At 38.7% G+C, this 18,012-nt stretch carries 18 protein-coding genes; 14 read left to right on the plus strand and 4 right to left on the minus strand.

Annotation, left to right across the window (positions count from 1 at the left end):
- Positions 1–88: 88 nt before the first annotated feature.
- The 9 genes from ACLMCG_RS02365 to ACLMCG_RS02405 all read left to right on the plus strand — a co-directional run bounded on the left by ACLMCG_RS02365 (position 89) and on the right by ACLMCG_RS02405 (position 8,422).
- The gene (locus ACLMCG_RS02365; RefSeq protein WP_413958648.1) at positions 89–2,275 is read left to right on the plus strand and encodes an ATP-binding protein; all 2,187 of its coding nucleotides are present in this window, start codon (positions 89–91) and stop codon (positions 2,273–2,275) included.
- A 12-nt stretch (positions 2,276–2,287) separates the two neighbouring features.
- Entirely contained in the window at positions 2,288–3,346 is a 1,059-nt protein-coding gene (locus ACLMCG_RS02370; protein ID WP_413958649.1) for an NADH:flavin oxidoreductase/NADH oxidase, read from the plus strand.
- A 24-nt stretch (positions 3,347–3,370) separates the two neighbouring features.
- Positions 3,371–3,922: an antibiotic biosynthesis monooxygenase gene (locus tag ACLMCG_RS02375; RefSeq protein ID WP_413958650.1), complete on the plus strand. Its 552-nt coding sequence runs from the start codon at positions 3,371–3,373 to the stop codon at positions 3,920–3,922.
- 203 nt (positions 3,923–4,125) lie between these two features.
- Positions 4,126–4,683, plus strand: coding sequence for a hypothetical protein (locus ACLMCG_RS02380; RefSeq protein WP_413958651.1), 558 nt, complete (start codon positions 4,126–4,128; stop codon positions 4,681–4,683).
- A gap of 133 nt (positions 4,684–4,816) precedes the next feature.
- Positions 4,817–5,863, plus strand: coding sequence for a cupin domain-containing protein (locus ACLMCG_RS02385; RefSeq protein ID WP_413958652.1), 1,047 nt, complete (start codon positions 4,817–4,819; stop codon positions 5,861–5,863).
- 5 nt (positions 5,864–5,868) lie between these two features.
- Positions 5,869–6,561, plus strand: a complete 693-nt coding sequence (locus ACLMCG_RS02390; protein WP_413958653.1) for a YoaK family protein — start codon at positions 5,869–5,871, stop codon at positions 6,559–6,561.
- Positions 6,562–6,565: 4 nt separating this feature from the next.
- Entirely contained in the window at positions 6,566–7,027 is a 462-nt protein-coding gene (locus tag ACLMCG_RS02395; protein ID WP_413958654.1) for a redoxin domain-containing protein, read from the plus strand.
- Positions 7,028–7,029: 2 nt separating this feature from the next.
- Entirely contained in the window at positions 7,030–7,548 is a 519-nt protein-coding gene (locus tag ACLMCG_RS02400; RefSeq protein WP_413958655.1) for a DsbA family protein, read from the plus strand.
- Positions 7,549–7,600: 52 nt separating this feature from the next.
- Positions 7,601–8,422 carry an alpha/beta fold hydrolase gene (locus ACLMCG_RS02405; protein ID WP_223598710.1) on the plus strand — a complete coding sequence of 274 codons (822 nt, stop codon included), beginning with the start codon at positions 7,601–7,603 and terminating at the stop codon, positions 8,420–8,422.
- 127 nt (positions 8,423–8,549) lie between these two features.
- Here the strand turns inward: ACLMCG_RS02405 and ACLMCG_RS02410 are convergent, their stop codons facing one another.
- Positions 8,550–9,347, minus strand: a complete 798-nt coding sequence (locus ACLMCG_RS02410; protein ID WP_223598711.1) for a Cof-type HAD-IIB family hydrolase — start codon at positions 9,345–9,347, stop codon at positions 8,550–8,552.
- Between the two features lie 313 nt (positions 9,348–9,660).
- Here ACLMCG_RS02410 and moaA point away from each other — a divergent pair, with 313 nt between their 5' ends.
- From moaA to ACLMCG_RS02435, 5 genes are read left to right on the plus strand one after another with little or no spacing between them, the layout of a single operon-like run.
- Entirely contained in the window at positions 9,661–10,647 is a 987-nt protein-coding gene (gene moaA / locus ACLMCG_RS02415; protein ID WP_413958656.1) for a GTP 3',8-cyclase MoaA, read from the plus strand.
- Positions 10,648–10,649: 2 nt separating this feature from the next.
- Positions 10,650–11,849 carry a molybdopterin molybdotransferase MoeA gene (locus tag ACLMCG_RS02420; protein WP_413958657.1) on the plus strand — a complete coding sequence of 400 codons (1,200 nt, stop codon included), beginning with the start codon at positions 10,650–10,652 and terminating at the stop codon, positions 11,847–11,849.
- Positions 11,850–11,857: 8 nt separating this feature from the next.
- Positions 11,858–12,334: a cyclic pyranopterin monophosphate synthase MoaC gene (gene moaC, locus ACLMCG_RS02425; RefSeq protein ID WP_223598714.1), complete on the plus strand. Its 477-nt coding sequence runs from the start codon at positions 11,858–11,860 to the stop codon at positions 12,332–12,334.
- Positions 12,315–12,920, plus strand: coding sequence for an NTP transferase domain-containing protein (locus tag ACLMCG_RS02430; RefSeq protein ID WP_413958658.1), 606 nt, complete (start codon positions 12,315–12,317; stop codon positions 12,918–12,920). The genes moaC and ACLMCG_RS02430 overlap by 20 nt, the downstream gene beginning before the upstream one ends.
- A gap of 10 nt (positions 12,921–12,930) precedes the next feature.
- Positions 12,931–13,971, plus strand: a complete 1,041-nt coding sequence (locus ACLMCG_RS02435) for a ThiF family adenylyltransferase (RefSeq protein WP_413958659.1) — start codon at positions 12,931–12,933, stop codon at positions 13,969–13,971.
- Positions 13,972–14,018: 47 nt separating this feature from the next.
- Here ACLMCG_RS02435 and ACLMCG_RS02440 read toward each other — a convergent pair whose 3' ends face one another.
- From ACLMCG_RS02440 to ACLMCG_RS02450, 3 genes are all read right to left on the minus strand, one after another.
- A complete protein-coding gene (locus tag ACLMCG_RS02440) occupies positions 14,019–14,564 on the minus strand; it encodes a DUF488 family protein (protein ID WP_413958660.1) in 546 nt (181 codons plus the stop codon).
- A 19-nt stretch (positions 14,565–14,583) separates the two neighbouring features.
- Positions 14,584–15,501: a bestrophin family protein gene (locus ACLMCG_RS02445; protein WP_413958661.1), complete on the minus strand. Its 918-nt coding sequence runs from the start codon at positions 15,499–15,501 to the stop codon at positions 14,584–14,586.
- Between the two features lie 86 nt (positions 15,502–15,587).
- On the minus strand, positions 15,588–17,993 hold the full coding sequence (locus tag ACLMCG_RS02450) for an FdhF/YdeP family oxidoreductase (RefSeq protein WP_413958662.1): 2,406 nt from the start codon (positions 17,991–17,993) through the stop codon (positions 15,588–15,590).
- Between the last annotated feature and the right edge of the window lie 19 nt (positions 17,994–18,012).

Raw genomic sequence — 18,012 nt, forward strand, 5'->3', positions numbered from 1 at the left:
CCTTCAATAAACTTAGGGTTATCTTCTTCTTTTACCGATACTTCCACCTTTAATCAGATCGTTATTTATGAAAAAAACATCTTCAGTAATGAATAGTAAACGATTCAGTTATTTCATTATCCTGGCATTTATTGCGGGTTCGCTCCTATTGATCATTGTTCAGATCAATTCGGCAAGAAATACCAAAGCTCTTATTCAAAATAACAATACCCTTCTGAATGAATTACGTTCAAGCAACCATTTACGGGAGATTGACCGTGATATTCTGGGAGTGGAAAGCAGGATCAGAGCTTCAATTGCCACGAATGACATATCGCATCTGGAAGGTATTGATCAAAAAATCAATCAGATTGAAAATTTTCTGGACTCTCTCTCCAGAGACAATGTAAATGCCGAAGAAGAAAAGCTGATCCACAGGTTAAGCGTTCTCGCCATGGAAAAGAAAACCACCAAAGACAAATTAATGCAGCGTTACAGGTCTTTGGGAAATATGGATGACAATACCTCAATTGCCAATCCACGCGCAAGAAATATTTCTAATGAAATCACCAGGATTACTGCCAAGATCTATGAGAGCAGAAGGCTGAATATGGTTGAGCTCAGTCAAAAAAGTGGAAAAATGGGACAAAAAGCAAGGTTCTATGATATTTCATTGCTGGTTTTGCTCATATTAAGCGGATCCATTGTAGGATATCATATTCTTCGTCAGTTTAACCGTCAGAGATTATTGATCAGTGAACTTGATATTGCTGAAAAAAAGGCATTGATTGCCGCACAAACCAAGGAAAATTTTCTGGCTAATATGAGCCATGAAATCAGAACGCCTTTAAGCGGAATTCTGGGATTCACCAATCTGCTTCAAAAACGTCCACTGGATGAAACATCCGCAGAGTTTGTCTCTTCCATACAGCGTTCCGGAGAAAACCTGATGACCATCATCAATGACATCCTTGATTTATCCAAAATAGAAGCAGGAATGATGCGCATCACACCGGGAATTTTCAGCATCAATGGACTGGTCAATTCCGTTGAGACATTCTTTACAGAACGGACAAAAGAAAAAGGCCTTATTATTTCCAGTACTATCGAGTCCTCGATTCCTGATACGTTGGTAGGAGATGCAACAAGATTAACTCAGATTCTGGTCAACCTGATCGGAAATGCTGTGAAATTTACCCAGCAGGGAAATATTACTATTGAAATTTATAGTAAACAGCAGACTGAAAAAGAAGCTGTAGTCGGATTCAGGATTTCAGATACCGGCATCGGAATTGACAAAGAAAAGCTCAGTGAAATTTTTGAAAGATTCAATCAGGGAGAAGACTCTACGACCCGAAATTACGGAGGAACCGGATTAGGATTATCTATCGTGAAAAGTTTAATTGTATTGCAGAATGGAGACATTGAAGTGACCAGCGAACAAGGCAAAGGCACAACATTTCATTTTTACCTACCTTACGGAATTGCTGAAGAACAGCTTACTGTACTTCCGGAAGCTGATCCACATTATTTTAAAGATAAATCGAATATTCCCCTGAAAGTTCTGGTGGTAGATGATAATGTGATCAATCAAAGCCTGATGAAACATTTACTTTCCCAGTGGAATATTGATTTTCATGTGGTGTCAAACGGTCTTGAAGCAGTAGGTTATCTTAAAAATAATGAATGTGACCTGATATTAATGGATATACAGATGCCACAAATGGACGGATATGCTGCCACACAAAAAATAAGAGAAGAACTGAAGCTTAATATTCCAATCATCGCAATGACCGCCCACGCTCTGCCAGGTGAAAGAGAAAAATGCCTGAGCCGTGGTATGAATGAATATATTCCGAAGCCTGTGAAGGAAGAAGAACTGTTTACGCTGATTTCAAAATTAGGATTGAAAGAAAACAACAGATCCGAAAAGAAAACCGAAGATACACCATCTGATTATCAGTACATCAATTTAACTTATATGCACACTGTAAGCGGTGGCGACAAAAGCTTTGAAAAGCTGGTCACCCAACAGTTTATTGAGAATATTCCCAATCATTTACAGCAGCTGGCAACAGCATATAAAAATCAGGATTTTGCAGCTATGAAATTATGGGCTCATGACCTGAAATCAAGTATTTCCATAATGGGACTACACCCTTTATTAAAAGAAAAACTGGATATTCTGGAGACAGCTTCAGAAGAAAACCCTGAGTTGAAAAAAATATTGACAGAGGTACAGGAAATTCTGTTACAGGCTGTTTCCGAAGCTGAATCATTTTCAAAATCACTTTAAAAACTAGAAAAAATGAACTTATTTTTACCTATACACATCCGCAGTCTTACGCTAAAAAACAGGATTGCATTATCTCCTATGCAGCAATACAGTGCTAAAAACGGAATTCCGGGCAACTGGCACCTCGTTCATCTGGGAAGCCGGGCTGTAGGCGGAGCCGGACTGATTCTCACAGAATGCACTGCTGTTTCAGAAGAAGGGCTGGCCACATTATACGATGTAGGAATCTGGAATGAAGAACAGAAAAATGCATGGAAAAACATTGTGAATTTCGTTCACGAACAGGATGCAAAAATAGGCATTCAGCTGTGGCATGCCGGAGGAAAAGGAAGTCTGAAGCATCCCAATGAAAGGATGAAACCTCTCACACCGGAAGAAGGAGGCTGGACTGTAAAATCGTCTTCTGCAAGAGAATTTAACGGCGTTTTTGCTGAAGAGCTTACGATAGATGAAATCAGGGGGCTTACCGCTAAATTCGTAAAAGCAGCACTCCGTTCTGTTGAAGCAGGTTTTGACACCATTGAACTTCACGCAGCCCATGGTTATTTATTTCATCAGTTTTATTCCGCCGTGATCAATAAAAGAAAGGATCAATATGGTGGAAGTTTTGAGAACAGAACCCGGTTTCTGATAGAGACCGTTCAGGAAATCAGGAAAGTGATTCCTGCTGAAATGCCTTTGTTCGTAAGAATTTCTTCAGTTGATTATATAGAATCAGATGAAGCCTGGACCTTGGAAGATAGTATCAGACTTTCAAAAGTACTCAAGGAAAACGGTGCAGACTTCATTACTGCATCCGGCGGCGGATTTACCAATGTAAGCAAGGACAAGGTATTTCCCGGATATCAGGTTCCTTTTGCAAAATCAATTAAAGAACAGACGGGAATTATGACCGGAGCTGTCGGAATGATTACAGAAGCAGAACAGGCCAATGATATTATTGCCAACGGAAATGCAGATCTGGTTATTATTGCCAGAGAGCATTTGCGGGATCCTTATTTTGCAATTCACTCTGCTAAAACATTAGGTGTTGAAACAGAGATTCCATGGCAGTATAAAAGAGCGTATTAAATCAAACAGAAAAAAATATCAGTTATGGAAAATCAGGGCGCCTCCGTTGTTATTACTCATCATATTCAGGATGGAAAACAGCAGGAATACGAAAAATGGCTGGACGCAATTGTTCCGGTTACCAAGCATTCAGAAGGATTTATTGATCTGCAGATTGTACGTCCTATTCCTGATCTGACTTTTGTATATACTGTTATTATCCGTTTTGATACCATTAAAAACCTTAGAAACTGGATGGAATCAGATGACAGGAAAAAACTCATTGAACAAGCCAATCCATTATTCACAAAAAATGACAATTACCAGATAAAATCCGGACTGGATTTCCTTTTTAATTCAGAAAATGAAGGCAATAAAGTTCCTGTCCGCTGGAAACAGTTTCTGGTTACCTGGTCTGCCATTTATCCGCTATCAATTCTTATTCCTGTTGTCATCCTTCCCTTTTTAAGAATATTTTCAATTCCTGCCAATCATTATTTCGACGGATTTGTCAATTCAGGGATCATCGTTTTTCTGATGATATTCTTAGTAATGCCTAATTATACCAGACTGATCAAAAAATGGCTGTATAAATAACCCATTTTTAAAATTACTTATTATCAATCACTGTAACCCACAGTGATTTTTTTATTTTCAATACCATTCATCCTGTTACCATTTGAACTTCCCCGGCTTATTCAACGATACTTTTCGCCTGTTTACCGAACAGCAGTAAAAATTAAAACTGTCGGTTGGTAGCTTTACATCATCAATAAAATAAACAATCAAAACCAATAGCTATGGAAATCGTACAAACACCCGAAAATGCACTATCTCATTCAAGCGTAAGCGTTATCATTAATGCACCCATTGAAAAAGTGAATATCGCAGACTGGCTGCTTAATCTGCCTGATGCCGAATATCAACGTTGCTCAACCCAGCATATCGGGGCTGCAATTTCAACTACTTTTGATGGTAAGCCAGTATCTTTAAATGTCGAAACCATTGGAGATGCACTAATGGTTCAGCATTATGTTGCAGATGTTCACCGTCCTGATTATTGCCGAATGCTTTCCATCTCTGATTCAATTACCAAAAACGGACGTACAAAAGTACAGGTTTTATGGGAACTGAAAGTGACAAAGATTGATGAAAACACCTGCCTTTATACCAATGAAATTCATGCAACAGCTACCCCTGAAATGTTTGAATATCTTAAAGAACATGGCATCAACCTTACAGATGCCGCTGCATCAAGACAAGCTGCTTCTGATACTCACAATCATGAAGAAACTCCAAATTTTGCAAAAAGCATTGAAAATAAAGCATTAACAGGTCAATATAACCAGCCTTTTTAACACTGGTGGCACCTCTATATTTTTTCAACGACACTTTTTGCCTTTTCACCGAATGACACCTAAAAATAATAGGGTTTCTGGGTAGCTTTACAATAACAAAAACAAAGAAAATTAATCACTAAAAAATAATAATATGAACTCAACATCATTAAGTTTCAGATACGAATTAGAAAAAAAAGAACCACGTACCAATGATGGCGGCACAACAAGAGGAGCTTCTGTAAAAGAATTTCCTGCGTCTATAGGTATTGCGGGAGTTTCCATGAGACTACAGCCCGGAAGCATGAGAGAACTTCACTGGCATGCCAATGCTGCAGAATGGGCTTATGTGATTTCAGGAACGGTACGTACAACAATCATTCATCCGGACGGTCACAGTTATACGGATAATTTTGAGCCCGGTGATGTCTGGTATTTTCCAAAAGGTTATGGCCATTCTATTCAGGCTACAGGAACAGAAGAATGTCATTTTATCCTGATTTTTGATAATGGTAATTTTTCGGAAGACCATACGTTCAGCATTACAGATTTTGTTTCAAGTATGCCCCCTGAAATCGTTGCACAAAATCTAGGTTTGAGTCTAGAAGAAGTAGCAGCACTTCCCCAGAAAGAGGTTTACTTCGCTGCAGGAGTTGTTCCTGACGAATTATCCGCTAATGCTGCAGCCCGCCCTGAAGAATCAGATATTGAGCTGACAAGTCTTCACCGCTATCCTTTGCATTCTCAGCAGCCAAGAATTATTCCCGGCGGAGGTCTTCAGAGACTGGTTACCCGTAAAGAATTCCCTATCAGCACAACAATGGCCGGATCTGTACTGGAACTTCAGCCCGGAGCATTAAGAGAAATGCACTGGCATCCCAATGCTGACGAGTGGCAGTATTTCATTTCAGGACAGGCAGAAATGTCGGTGTTTTTGGCAGAAGGTGTTTCTGTTACAGAGCAGTTCAATGCCGGTGATGTGGGTTATGTGCCTATGGGAGCAGGACATTACATCAAAAATACAGGAGACACGGTCTGTAAAGTACTGATCGGATTTAATAACGGCACCTATGAATCTATTGATGTAAGCGAATGGCTTGCAGGAAACCCGAAAGATGTAGTCATAACTAATTTCGGACTGAAAGAAGGAGAAATAGAAAAATTTCCTGAAAAGAAAGTATTTATTAAACCTGGAAAATAAATACTTTGGTTCCGGAAACACAATCTCTTATTTCTGACGGATCTGTCAGAATACAGGAGAAACTTGCAATATTCCTGGCTTTTATCGCAGGATATACCGATGCCACAGGACTGATTCAATGGAAAACCTATGTTTCTTTTATGAGTGGAAATACCACACAGCTGGGAGCCGCTTTTTTCAATGAAAAGTCCGGTATAATCATTACTTCTGTTACAGTTATCTTATTTTTTCTGACCGGAATTTATACGGGTACCTGTTTATCTTTATGGAAGAGATGCAGGGTTAAAAATATTACCTTCTACATTGTTTCAGGAATCATGATCTTTTACAGTATCGCTGATTATTATGAACATATTGCGAATGTGGTATCCATCGCAGTGATCGGTTTTTCGATGGGCCTTATGAATACGATTGTAACATCAGTCGGCAGCCAAAAGATCAATACCGATTTTGTTACAGGAACTTTAAACAGCCTCGCAAGAGCGGCAGCCCTGTTTGTAATGAATGATAATAAAGACCAGCGCAATGAATATAAAGCGAATATCTTTCACTTATTATTCTTATGGCTGGGTTTTCTCTCCGGTGCTTCGGCGGCTCCTTTCCTACTCGCTTTTTCAGGAAACTGGACACTGATTTTTCCGGCAGCTTTACTGCTGATCTGCGCATTAACAATACCAATTTCAACTCTTAAAAACTAATCCAATGTTACAAAAAAATACAGTTGCTCCTGATTTTACATTATTTGCAACTCCTGATCAGAAAATCACCTTATCCGAATTCAGAGGCAGAAACGTCATCCTTGCCTTTTATCCCGCAGACTGGAGTCCGGTTTGTAGTGACCAGATGGCTTTGTATAACGAAATGCTGAAATATTTCAAAAAATATGATGCTGAGATCTTCGGAATTTCTGTAGACAGTAAATGGTGCCACCTCGCATTTTCACAATCCAGAAACCTGCACTTTCCATTGCTGGCAGATTTTGAAGCAAAAGGAGAAACCGCAAAGAAATATGGCGTTTATAATGATGAGGAAGGGGAATGCAACAGAGCTCTTTTTGTCATTAATAAAGATGGCATCATCCAATGGAGCTATCTCTCACCTACGGCGATCAACCCAGGTGCGGACGGAATTTTAGAAGCTTTAGAAAACCTTAATACAAAATAAATATGTCATTAAAACCATCAGTCAGCAATGCTGACCATACCCAGGGCAATTTGGATGCCGATTTAGTCATTGTTGAATACGGAGATTATCAATGTCCTTATTGTGGAGCCGCCTATCCGGTTCTTAAAGAATTAATGAAAGAATATGGAAATCATATCAGGTTTGTTTTCAGAAACTTTCCTCTGTCGGAAATGCATCTTTATGCAAGGTCGGCAGCGTTGGCAGCAGAAGCGGCAGGATTACAGGGGAAATTCTGGGAAATGCATGATGCTATTTATGAAAATCAGGAATTTCTGAATGAAAACCTACTATTAAAGCTGGCGGAAAAACTGGATTTAAATATCTCTCAATTCAAAGCAGATATTCAAAAGCAGACATTGGCAGAAAAAATAGATACCGACTTTGAAAGCGGTATTGTCAGCGGAGTGAACGGAACTCCATCTTTTTTCATTAACGGAAATAAATTCAATGGCAGCGCTGAAGATCTTTTTCAGCTGGTACGTGAAAATACCATTAATTAAACAAAATCATTTTTAAAATAAATCAATTCATAACATTAAAAACATAACAACAATGAGCACATTAACATTAAAAGACGGAACAGAAATTTTTTACAAAGATCAGGGAGAAGGACCAGTATTGATGTTTCACCACGGATGGCCTTTATCATCTGATGACTGGGATGCACAGGTAATCTTTTTCTTACAGAAAGGATACAGAGTCATTGCCCACGACAGAAGAGGACACGGACGTTCAAGCCAGAATATTTACAATCATACCATTGAACAATATGCTTCTGATGCGGCTGAACTGGTAGAATTTCTTGATTTGAAAGACGTCGTTCACATCGGACACTCAACAGGTGGTGGTGAAGTGATCCGTTACGTAAACAAATATTCTAACGGAAGAGCTAAAAAAGCAGTTCTGATCAGCGCCATTCCACCGGTAATGGTAAAAAGCGAAAGCAATCCTGATGGTGTTCCGATTGAAGTTTTTGACAATATCAGAGACCAGACCTTAAACAACAGAAATCAATTTTATATTGATTTGACATTTCCTTTCTACGGTTACAACAGAGAAGGAGCCAACATCAAGGAAGGTATTCAGAGAAACTGGTGGAGACAAGGAATGATGGGCGGTATCGTAGCACATTATGACGGTATAAAAGCTTTTTCTGAAACAGATTTAACTGAAGATCTGAAAGCCGTTGACATTCCTGTTTTGGTGATGCATGGTGAGGATGATCAAATTGTTCCTATTGCAAATGCAGCATTAAAATCAATTAAATTATTAAAGAACGGAAAACTGATTACCTATCCCGGTTTCCCCCACGGAATGCCTACCACAGAGCACGAAACAATTAACAAAGATATCCTGGAGTTTATCAGATCTTAACCTGATCTTCTCTTACTTTTATACTAAGATGAGTCTTTTATAAGACTCATCTTTTTTATCATTTTCAGAAAAACATGATATTTTTATGCCGAAACTTCAGCATATCAATGATATACAGAGCACAAAATCAGTTTTGTAAGTAATCTTTAATCGTTTTCAATACTCCAAAACTGTCATTAGTAGAAGCTTCAAAATTAGCTGCCTGCTTCACATTCGGGTGAGCATTTTCCATAGCATAGGAATATTTTGCATTCTTCAGCATTTCTATATCATTCATATAATCCCCGAAAGCCATCGTATTTTCAGGAGAAATCCCCAGTGACTTCTGAAGTATTTTCAGAGCGTTTCCCTTATTGATATCTTTATTCATGACATCCAGCCAATGCGCTCCAGAAACAACAACTTCAAGTCCCTGATCTTCAAATTTTTTAAGGGCAGGATAAAGATGCTTTTCGGAACCATCCGGATGATAAACTGCAATTTTAAAGGCGGTATCATCAATTTTTTCCGTCAGATCATCTTTCTTCATATTTTTGGTATAGTACTTTGAGAAAAAATCTACAAACTGCTGATCGTCGGTTTCATAATAAGCATATTTCTTAGCGGATAATACAGCTTTAGCACCCGGTATTTCACGAACTGTCTTGATGATCTCAACAATATGTTTATACTCCAGGGTATCAGCAAAAAGTTCCTGATCTTTATAGATTATATAACCTCCGTTTTCAGCAATAAAACCGATCTCGCTCTCTATATCTCCGAAATAATGGGTTATCCCGGGCATCTGCCTTCCGCTTGCCGGTACAAATAAAATGTTTCTTTTTTTCAGTTCTTTATAAACATCCGAAAACTCAGGGCTCATTTCATGGCTGGAATTAAGAAAAGTCCCGTCCATGTCCGTAACAATCAATTTAATATGCTCCATAATTTTTAGTGGGAAAAGCTACATTCTGAATGAATCAGAATTACAATTGGTTTATTCTTTTTCAAAGATACCGATTTTATTATTTTTTCTTACAATGAATATTTCTTAATATTTTATTTTGCCCTAACTTTTTAATACCTTGAATTTTCCTTTTGCTACGTTCCCTATTCGGTAAAAACAATTATAATAGTCATTAGCGACAGCCCATATCCAAATTTGAAAAAGTAAATTATTATTTAGGCAATAAGTATAAAATTGATCATTACCACAAAAAACATTCAGTATATTTGTAATAGGACTCATCGTATTTAAAATGTTGACAGATAAATTTGGAAGGAATATTAATTATCTCAGGCTTGCAATTGTAGACCGTTGTAATCTCCGATGTACATACTGCATGCCGGAAAATGGTCTTACCTGGATCAAGCAAAAGGAATTAATGACTGATGAAGAAATGCTCAGAATCTGTTCTGTATTTACAAAAATGGGAGTAGATAAAATCCGGATCACCGGCGGAGAACCCTTTGTACGAAAAAACAGCATTGAACTTATCCGGGAAATATCACAATTAGAGGGCCTGACTGATCTCAGTTTAACAACCAATGGCCTTCTTACCGAGCCCTATATTCCGGAACTTAAAAAATTCGGGATAAAATCTGTTAATCTAAGTCTTGATACCCTTGATAAAGACCGATTTTTCAAAATTACCAGAAGAAACAGCTTTGATAAGGTCATGAAAACGTTAGAAGCTCTTCTTCAGCATCATATCAAAGTAAAAATCAATACGGTGGTGATGGAAAATGAAAATATTGAGGATATTATTCCTTTGGTGGAACTTACGAAAGATCTTCCCGTTGATGTGCGTTTTATTGAAGAAATGCCTTTCAATGGTGGTGATACAGATATTTCTCTGAAATGGAATTTCTCACATATTTACAACTATATAAAAGAATATTTCCCTGAAATACAAAAGATTCAAGATCCTAAACATTCAACGGCATATAATTATAAGATTCCCGGCTTTACTGGAAATATAGGAATCATTGCGGCATATACTCGTTCATTTTGCGGAGATTGCAACAGAATAAGAATCACACCTTCCGGTATTCTCAGAACCTGCCTTTATGAAGGTACCGGTGTAAATCTCAAAGATGAGATCCGGATGGGAAAAACAGACAAAGAGCTGAAAGATATCATAATCAACAGCATACAAAACAAACCAAAGGACGGATGGGAAGCTCAAAAAGAGAGTCTTAGCGCGTCACAAATTCATCAGTCTATGGCAACAATCGGAGGATAATTATGGAAATGATCAGTGTACAACAGGCAGAAGAAATTATACTTTCTCAAATCAAAAACTTTGGAACCGAAGAGATTTTCTATGAAAATGCTTTAGGAAGGATTTTAGCTGAAAGTATTACAGCAGATTCCGATTTGCCACCCTTTGACAGATCTACAGTAGATGGAATTGCAATATATTTTAATTCATATAAAAATGGAATTCACACCTATAAAATAAAAGCTGTACAAGCCGCCGGAGAACTTCCTGTTTTTATTGATACTGAAGACGAATGCATTGAAATCATGACCGGAGCCGCCTTAGATCCTTCTGTAGATACTGTGATTCGTTATGAAGATATTTCGATTAATAATAATCTGGTGGGCTTTACGATTCCGATAAAAAAAGGACAGAATATCCATCTGAAGGGAAAGGACAAAAAAGCAGGAGAAATATTGGTAAAAGCCAATCAGGTCATCACCCCCTCCATTCTCGGGATTGCTGCATCAGTCGGAAAAACATTGTTAAACGTAAAAAAACTTCCTAAGGTTGCTATTATTTCCACCGGAGACGAAATGATATCCCCTGAAGACCAGCCTACTCCATTTCAGCTAAGACGTTCTAATGGAATCACTATAAAATCCGTTTTGGAAAAATATAAGATCAGTGCAGATCTGCTGCATTTGAATGACGATTTTCAATTAATAAAGAACGAGCTTTCGAGATGTATCGAAACATATGACATTTTGCTGATGAGCGGCGGAGTGTCTATGGGAAAATTCGATTATCTGCCTAAAGCCTGTGAAGAAGCGGGAATAGAAAAACTTTTTCACAAAATAAAACAAAGACCCGGAAAACCTTTTTGGTTTGGAAAAAGCCAGAATGGAAAACTGGTTTTTGCCTTTCCCGGGAATCCTGTTTCCGTATTGATGTGTCTTCACCGATATTTTATTCCCTGGCTGGAAAGATCTTTAGAGATTCCGGAAACTGCCCAATATGCGGTTTTGCAGAATGATCTTGATTTCCCTTTTCCATTACAGTATTTTGCTCAAGTAAGACTCAGTGTTAACTCATCGGGGCAGGTCATTGCAGAATCTGTCAATACCAATGGTTCCGGAGATTTTTCCCACCTTGCGGAAACCGATGCATTTATAGAACTTCCTCTGGAAAAAAATGAATTCACGAAGGGTGAAGTCTACAAAGTCTGGAAATATAATTTTTAATCTTACACATGACAAATTTTTCACATCTTAATAAAAAGGAACAACCGGGCATGGTAAATGTCGGGCAGAAAAAAATTACACACCGAAAAGCAGTAGCTAAAGCGGTGGTAATACTTCCTGAAAATATTTTGGCTGCACTTCAACAGGAAGATTTCAAAACAAAAAAAGGCTCAGTATTTCAGACCGCTATTATTGCCGGGATAATGGCCGCTAAAAAAACAGGCGAACTAATCCCACTCTGTCATCCGATTGGTATGGATAACTGTGAAGTAGAGATTGATATCAATACTGAAAACGAAATTGAAATCTATTGCACTGCTGAGATTGAAGCTAAAACAGGTATCGAAATGGAAGCTCTTACAGGAGCATCTGTTGCTGCCCTTACCATTTATGATATGTGCAAAGCAATGAGCCATGATATTGTAATCAAAGAGATAAAACTAATCGAAAAATCAGGTGGAAAAAATGATTTCAAAAGAGACTGATTTCCCTCAATTGAACGGGCTGGTACTTGCAGGAGGAAAAAGCCTTAGAATGGGAAATCCTAAAGATAAAATCAATTGGCACGGGAAAGAACAGCGGTATTATGCAGCTGATCTTTTAGCTCCGTTTTGTGAGAATGTTTTTATTTCCTGCAGACAGGACCAATTGGAACATTTCGATACGGATTATAACGCCCTTACCGATACTTTTTTAAACATGGGCCCTTTCGGTGGAATACTTTCTGCCTTGCGTACCCAAAGAGATAAAGCATGGCTGGTGGTAGCTTGTGATCTTCCCCTGCTGGATAAAAATTCATTAGAATTTCTGATCCGGTCCAGAGATGCTGAAAAAGCTGCTACAACCTACGAAAGTCCTTTTGACGGTTTGCCCGAACCTTTGATCACCATCTGGGAACCTAAAAGCTATCCCTTACTCCTGAATTTTTTAGGCTTAGGAAATACCTGTCCCAGAAAAGTTCTGATGAATAGTGATACATTAATCCTGAAACCCAATAATCCTGATGCTTTGATGAATGTAAATACACCGGAAGAAATGACAAAAGCAAAGGAAATTCTAAAGAAATCATAAAAACATGCCTATGAACGATCCTTTTGAACGCTATCACTGCCAGATCTCTTTACCTGGATTTGGTATTTCTTCCCAGGAATTGCTTCATCATGCTAAAATTCTGATTGTGGGCATGGGAGGTCTTGGCTGTCCTACGGCACAATATCTCGTTTCTTCAGGAATAGGTACGATTGCTCTTGCGGATGATGATCTCGTCTCGGAAAGCAATCTGCACCGTCAGATTCTATATACTCCCCAGGATATCGGAACGTATAAAGTAGATGCTGCGGCAAAAAAACTACAACAGCAAAACCCAGCCGTTTCCATAATTCCTTATCGTTTAAAGGTAACTTCCTCAAATGTTATGGATTTGATTTCTGAATTCGATCTGATTGTGGAAGGAACAGATAATTTTGAAACGAAATGTCTGTTGAATGACGCCTGCGTTCTGGCTGGAAAACCTTTAGTTTATGGTGCTATTTACCAATATGAAGGCCAGGTAAGCATCTGGAATGTCTTACAGGAAGATGGCACCTACTCCCCCAATTACCGTGATGTTTTTCCTGATGCTGAAGAATCTCAGGTTCCCAACTGCAGAGAAGGCGGTGTACTTCCTACGTTAGCAGGCATTATTGGATGTATGCAGGCCAATGAAGTTATAAAATATTTTACCCAGCCACAGGATGTATTAGCCGGAAAATTATGGCTGATGAATGTTCTGAACGGCAAAACCCAGGTTATTAAATTAAGAAAAACATCTGCACAAATTACATCTTTGCCCCAGACTGTTCAGATTATTACGTTTGAACAGCTGATGCAGGAGAAAAATCATTTTGAAATTATAGATGTACGTTCTGTAGAAGAACATCAACATTTCAATATCGGCGGAACCAATATTCCTGTGGAAGAACTACAACACCATGTACATTCCTTTTCCGGTTTGTCAAAACCTCTTTTGGTGTATTGTCAATCCGGGAAACGCAGTGCAGAAGCTGTAAGAAAGATAAAAAAGGTTTTCCCTGACAAAGAAGTGTTTTCATTAAAAGGCGGCATTCATACCATACAGCCTTAGGATTACAGACTCAATTTCCGTGAGTTCAGATTCTTTACATTTATCTTTTAATCAAATAAACTTGCATCGGAATAAAAAACCTTTCCATCATATACTCTTGCTGGCGAGGTATAAGGATGTTCTTCTATTTTTCCGACATTCATAATATGCTCTACTTTCCAGCCTCTTGCTTTAAGATAATCAGAAACCATAGATCTGTGGCATCGCCACCATACCGCTTCAGAGCACATAAAAGCTGTTGTCTTTTCCCTGGCAATGTGTTCCAGCTTTTCAACCGCGGTTACAAATTCTGAGGTTTGCATATAATCAGCATATCCCCGGAAAGATTCATTCCGCCATCGGCTGTTTACTGAACCGGGCTGTACCTTTCTCCTGCCTCCCAATTCTTCAAGATGGACATATTCAATATTATTTTCAGGGAGTATCTTTTCCAGATTTTCTTTATTGAACCACGGATACTTTTTTGATCCCGGAAATCTCCGGATATCTGCTAAAAATTTAACGTTAAACGAATTAAGCATTTCAATGAAATCATCCAATGAATGAACAGAATGTCCGATTGTATAAATCACATTTTTTTCTGAAACCTTCATATAATTATCTTTAGCCCTGTCAATCAATAATATTCTGAGTCATTTTTTGAGAATCAGCAATCCGTTCTCCTGTCATCTCATGAATCGTTTCATCAATCATAATACACATACTATTGAGAGCCAAATCATTGGCATCTGTTCCAAAAGGCTCCTCGATCTCATCTGCTATCGCTTCAAACGCAACAAAGGTATAAGCCACAAATACCACAATAAGCGGTGTAAACCATCCTAATGAATCTACCAGTCCAAACGGCAGCAGAAAACAATAGATATACACCGTCCGATGCAGCAGAACCCTGTAGCTATAAGGAATTGGCGTTGAAATAATTCTTTCACATCCTCCCAAAATATCAGAAAGCTTATCAAAATTTTCATCAAAGCGTGCCTGCTGAATAGAATCCATACCGCCTTCCTCTTTTGCTTTCTGAACCCATTCTGCAAGCAATCTCATAATAACTGCCGGTTTATATTTGGATGCTGCTACAATTTTCAGTTCGTCTTCATTAAGCCTTACCTGTAAATCTTCATAAGCATCTGTTCCTCTCAGCTGATGTTTCAGTGCAAAGACAAAAGCACTAAGTAACTGAACAAAATGATGAACTGAAACCTGATTATGGTCTAGGTTTTTCAAAGTGAGTGCCTGGCGGGTCAATGCGCGGGCCGTGTTCAACAAAGCTCCCCATAACTTACGTCCTTCCCAGAACCGGTCATAGCTGGCATTGTTTCTGAATCCGAGAAATAAGGCCAATACAAAACCGAAAAGCGTAAGGGGTGCAGGATTTAACGGAACCTTAAATGAAAGAATCGTTCCATGGAAATAAGTCACCACTAAAGAAAGCATTAAAAGCAATCCCAAACGGGGAAGCAATGCAGGCAAAACAGAACCGTGCCATACAAAAAGCATTCTGAACCAGTGTTCCTTTTTTCTTATGATCATTGTTAAACTCTAAAATATTATGTGGTATATCAGCTCCAAAATTTAATCGTAGAAAATAGTTTCTTGATGATTATAATCTGTTGCATTTAAGAAGGTTCAAGACCTGTTCCGGCTGCTGCAATTACGTGATCATCAATCTTTTTAAAAATATCAGGACTGTGTTTCCGGATTTTGATACGGACATATTTGGAAGCAGGCATATTGGCTCCATTTACTACGTTATTGATGGATACCAAAACATTGGTTTCCGGAAAATAGGTCATGGTACTTTTCTGCGGGATAGGATATTTTACAACAATAAAAAGAGGGGCTATTCTTTCGATTCCATCATCATAATTGAAAAGGTCTACGTGGTCTCCTTCTTTGAGACCGGCCTTCTCAATATCTTTTTCATTCATCATGACAATTCTTCTTTCATTGAAAATCCCACGGTAACGGTCATTCAAGCCATAAACAACCGTATTGAACTGGTCGTGTGTTCTGGTTGTTCCCATCAGATATTCATCATCGGCAAGCGAATTGTCAGGCACAGCTGTTATATTGAAAGCTGCTTTTCCCGGATAAAATTCACTGTTGAAGATACCATCTCTTGGTCCGTTCGGAAGGTAAAAACCTCCTTTCTGCACTACTCTTTCATTATAATTTTCAAATCCCGGAATACATTGTTCAATATCATTACGAACGGCATCATAGCTATTAATAAATTGATCCCAATCTACCACAGAACGTTCACCCAAAACAGCTTTTGCCATTCTGCAGGCAACATGCGTTTCGTTGATGAGGTGTTTTGAAATAGGATCGAGAACACCTCTTGACCATTCTACAACACCCATTGAATTTTCTGTACTTACATGTTGAAGTTCTCCATTGATCATATCTTTTTCACTTCGGGAAATTACCGGTAAGATCAAAGCTTCTTTCCCATGGATAAGATGGCCTCTGTTAAGTTTTACAGAAACAATCACAGACATTTCCAGTTTTCGCATGGCTTCTGCGGTAAAGGTTGTATCCGGTGCTGCCGAAAGGAAATTTCCACCCATACAGAACATAAACTTTACTTTTTCCTGATGCATTGCTTTCAATGCGTTCACAACATCGTAACCGCCTTCCCTGGGAACTTTGAAACCGTAATATTCTTCTAATCTGTCTAATTGTTCAGTTGTAGGATGATGGTTAATCAGTAATGTTCTGTTTCCCTGCACATTGCTGTGGCCACGAACAGGACAGGCTCCTCCACCCTGAATTCCTATGCTTCCTTTCATCAACAGGAGATTCACAATATTATAAATCATTTCCACACCATTATGCTGTTGGGTAATTCCCATGCCCCAACAAATAATAATGCGTTTTTTTGAAGCAATCATCTGTGCGGCCTCTCTTAGATTTTCAACCGAAATGCCACATTCTTCTGATAAGAAATTGAGATCATAGCGTTTCAATTCTTCAACCAATTCTTTGAAACCTGCCGTTTTGTTAATTATAAAATCCTGATCTAAAACTTTCCCCGGATTTTTAGCTTCTTCTTCCAATACCAGAATCTGAAGGGCTTTTAAAAGTGCCATATCTCCATTGATCCTGACGGGAAGGTATAAATCTGACAATTCATAAGGCTTATTAAGTAAAGCACGAACTTCCTGAGGGTTTTTGAAACCCTTTAAACCAGCTTCAGGAAGCGGATTGATGGCCATAATTTTTGCTCCGTTCTTTTTCCCTTTAGTCAAAGCGGAAAGCATTCTCGGTGAATTCGTTCCTGGGTTTTGTCCTATAATAATGATGAGATCCGTATCATAAAAATCTTCCAGCTTTACCGTTCCTTTTCCAATCCCAATACTTCTGGAAAGCGCATAACCAGAGGTTTCGTGGCACATATTGGAACAGTCCGGAAAGTTATTGGTTCCGAATTCACGGGCAAACAGCTGGTACACCCAGGTGGCTTCATTACTGGTTCTTCCTGAGGTATAGAATATGGCTTCATTAGGAGAATCCAAAGTGTTCAGTTTTCCGGCAATTTTTGCAAAGGCATCATCCCAGCTTATCGGCTGATAATGTGTTCCTCCTTTTGGAAGATACATGGGTTCTGCAATTCTTCCTAACTGGCTGATTTCAAAATCTGTTAGTTTCGCTAAATCATATACTGAATTTTCTCTGAAAAAATCTGCTCCTATTGTTTTCGAGGTTGCTTCTTCCGCCAGGGCTTTTGCCCCGTTTTCACAGTATTCACCCAACTTAGAACGTTCGTCATCCGGATCCGGCCAGGCACAGCTCGGGCAATCGAAACCGTCAAACTGATTCATACTGAAAAGTGCCCTTCCTCCACGGAGAACAGAAGCGTTGAGCACCAGCTGGTCCAGTGAATGGATAACAGCCGGAAATCCTGCTGCCCAGAGTTTTGGTGGTTTCAGTTTCAAATCCAGCAATTTATAAGGAGGTTCTGCTGAAGGTAACTGGCCTTTGTCCTCTCTTATTGTATTGAATTCATCTCTGTTTTCCATGATTTTTTAATTTAAAAAA

The organism is Chryseobacterium sp. S90 (assembly GCF_047444895.1).
In the GTDB taxonomy this organism is placed as follows: domain Bacteria; phylum Bacteroidota; class Bacteroidia; order Flavobacteriales; family Weeksellaceae; genus Chryseobacterium.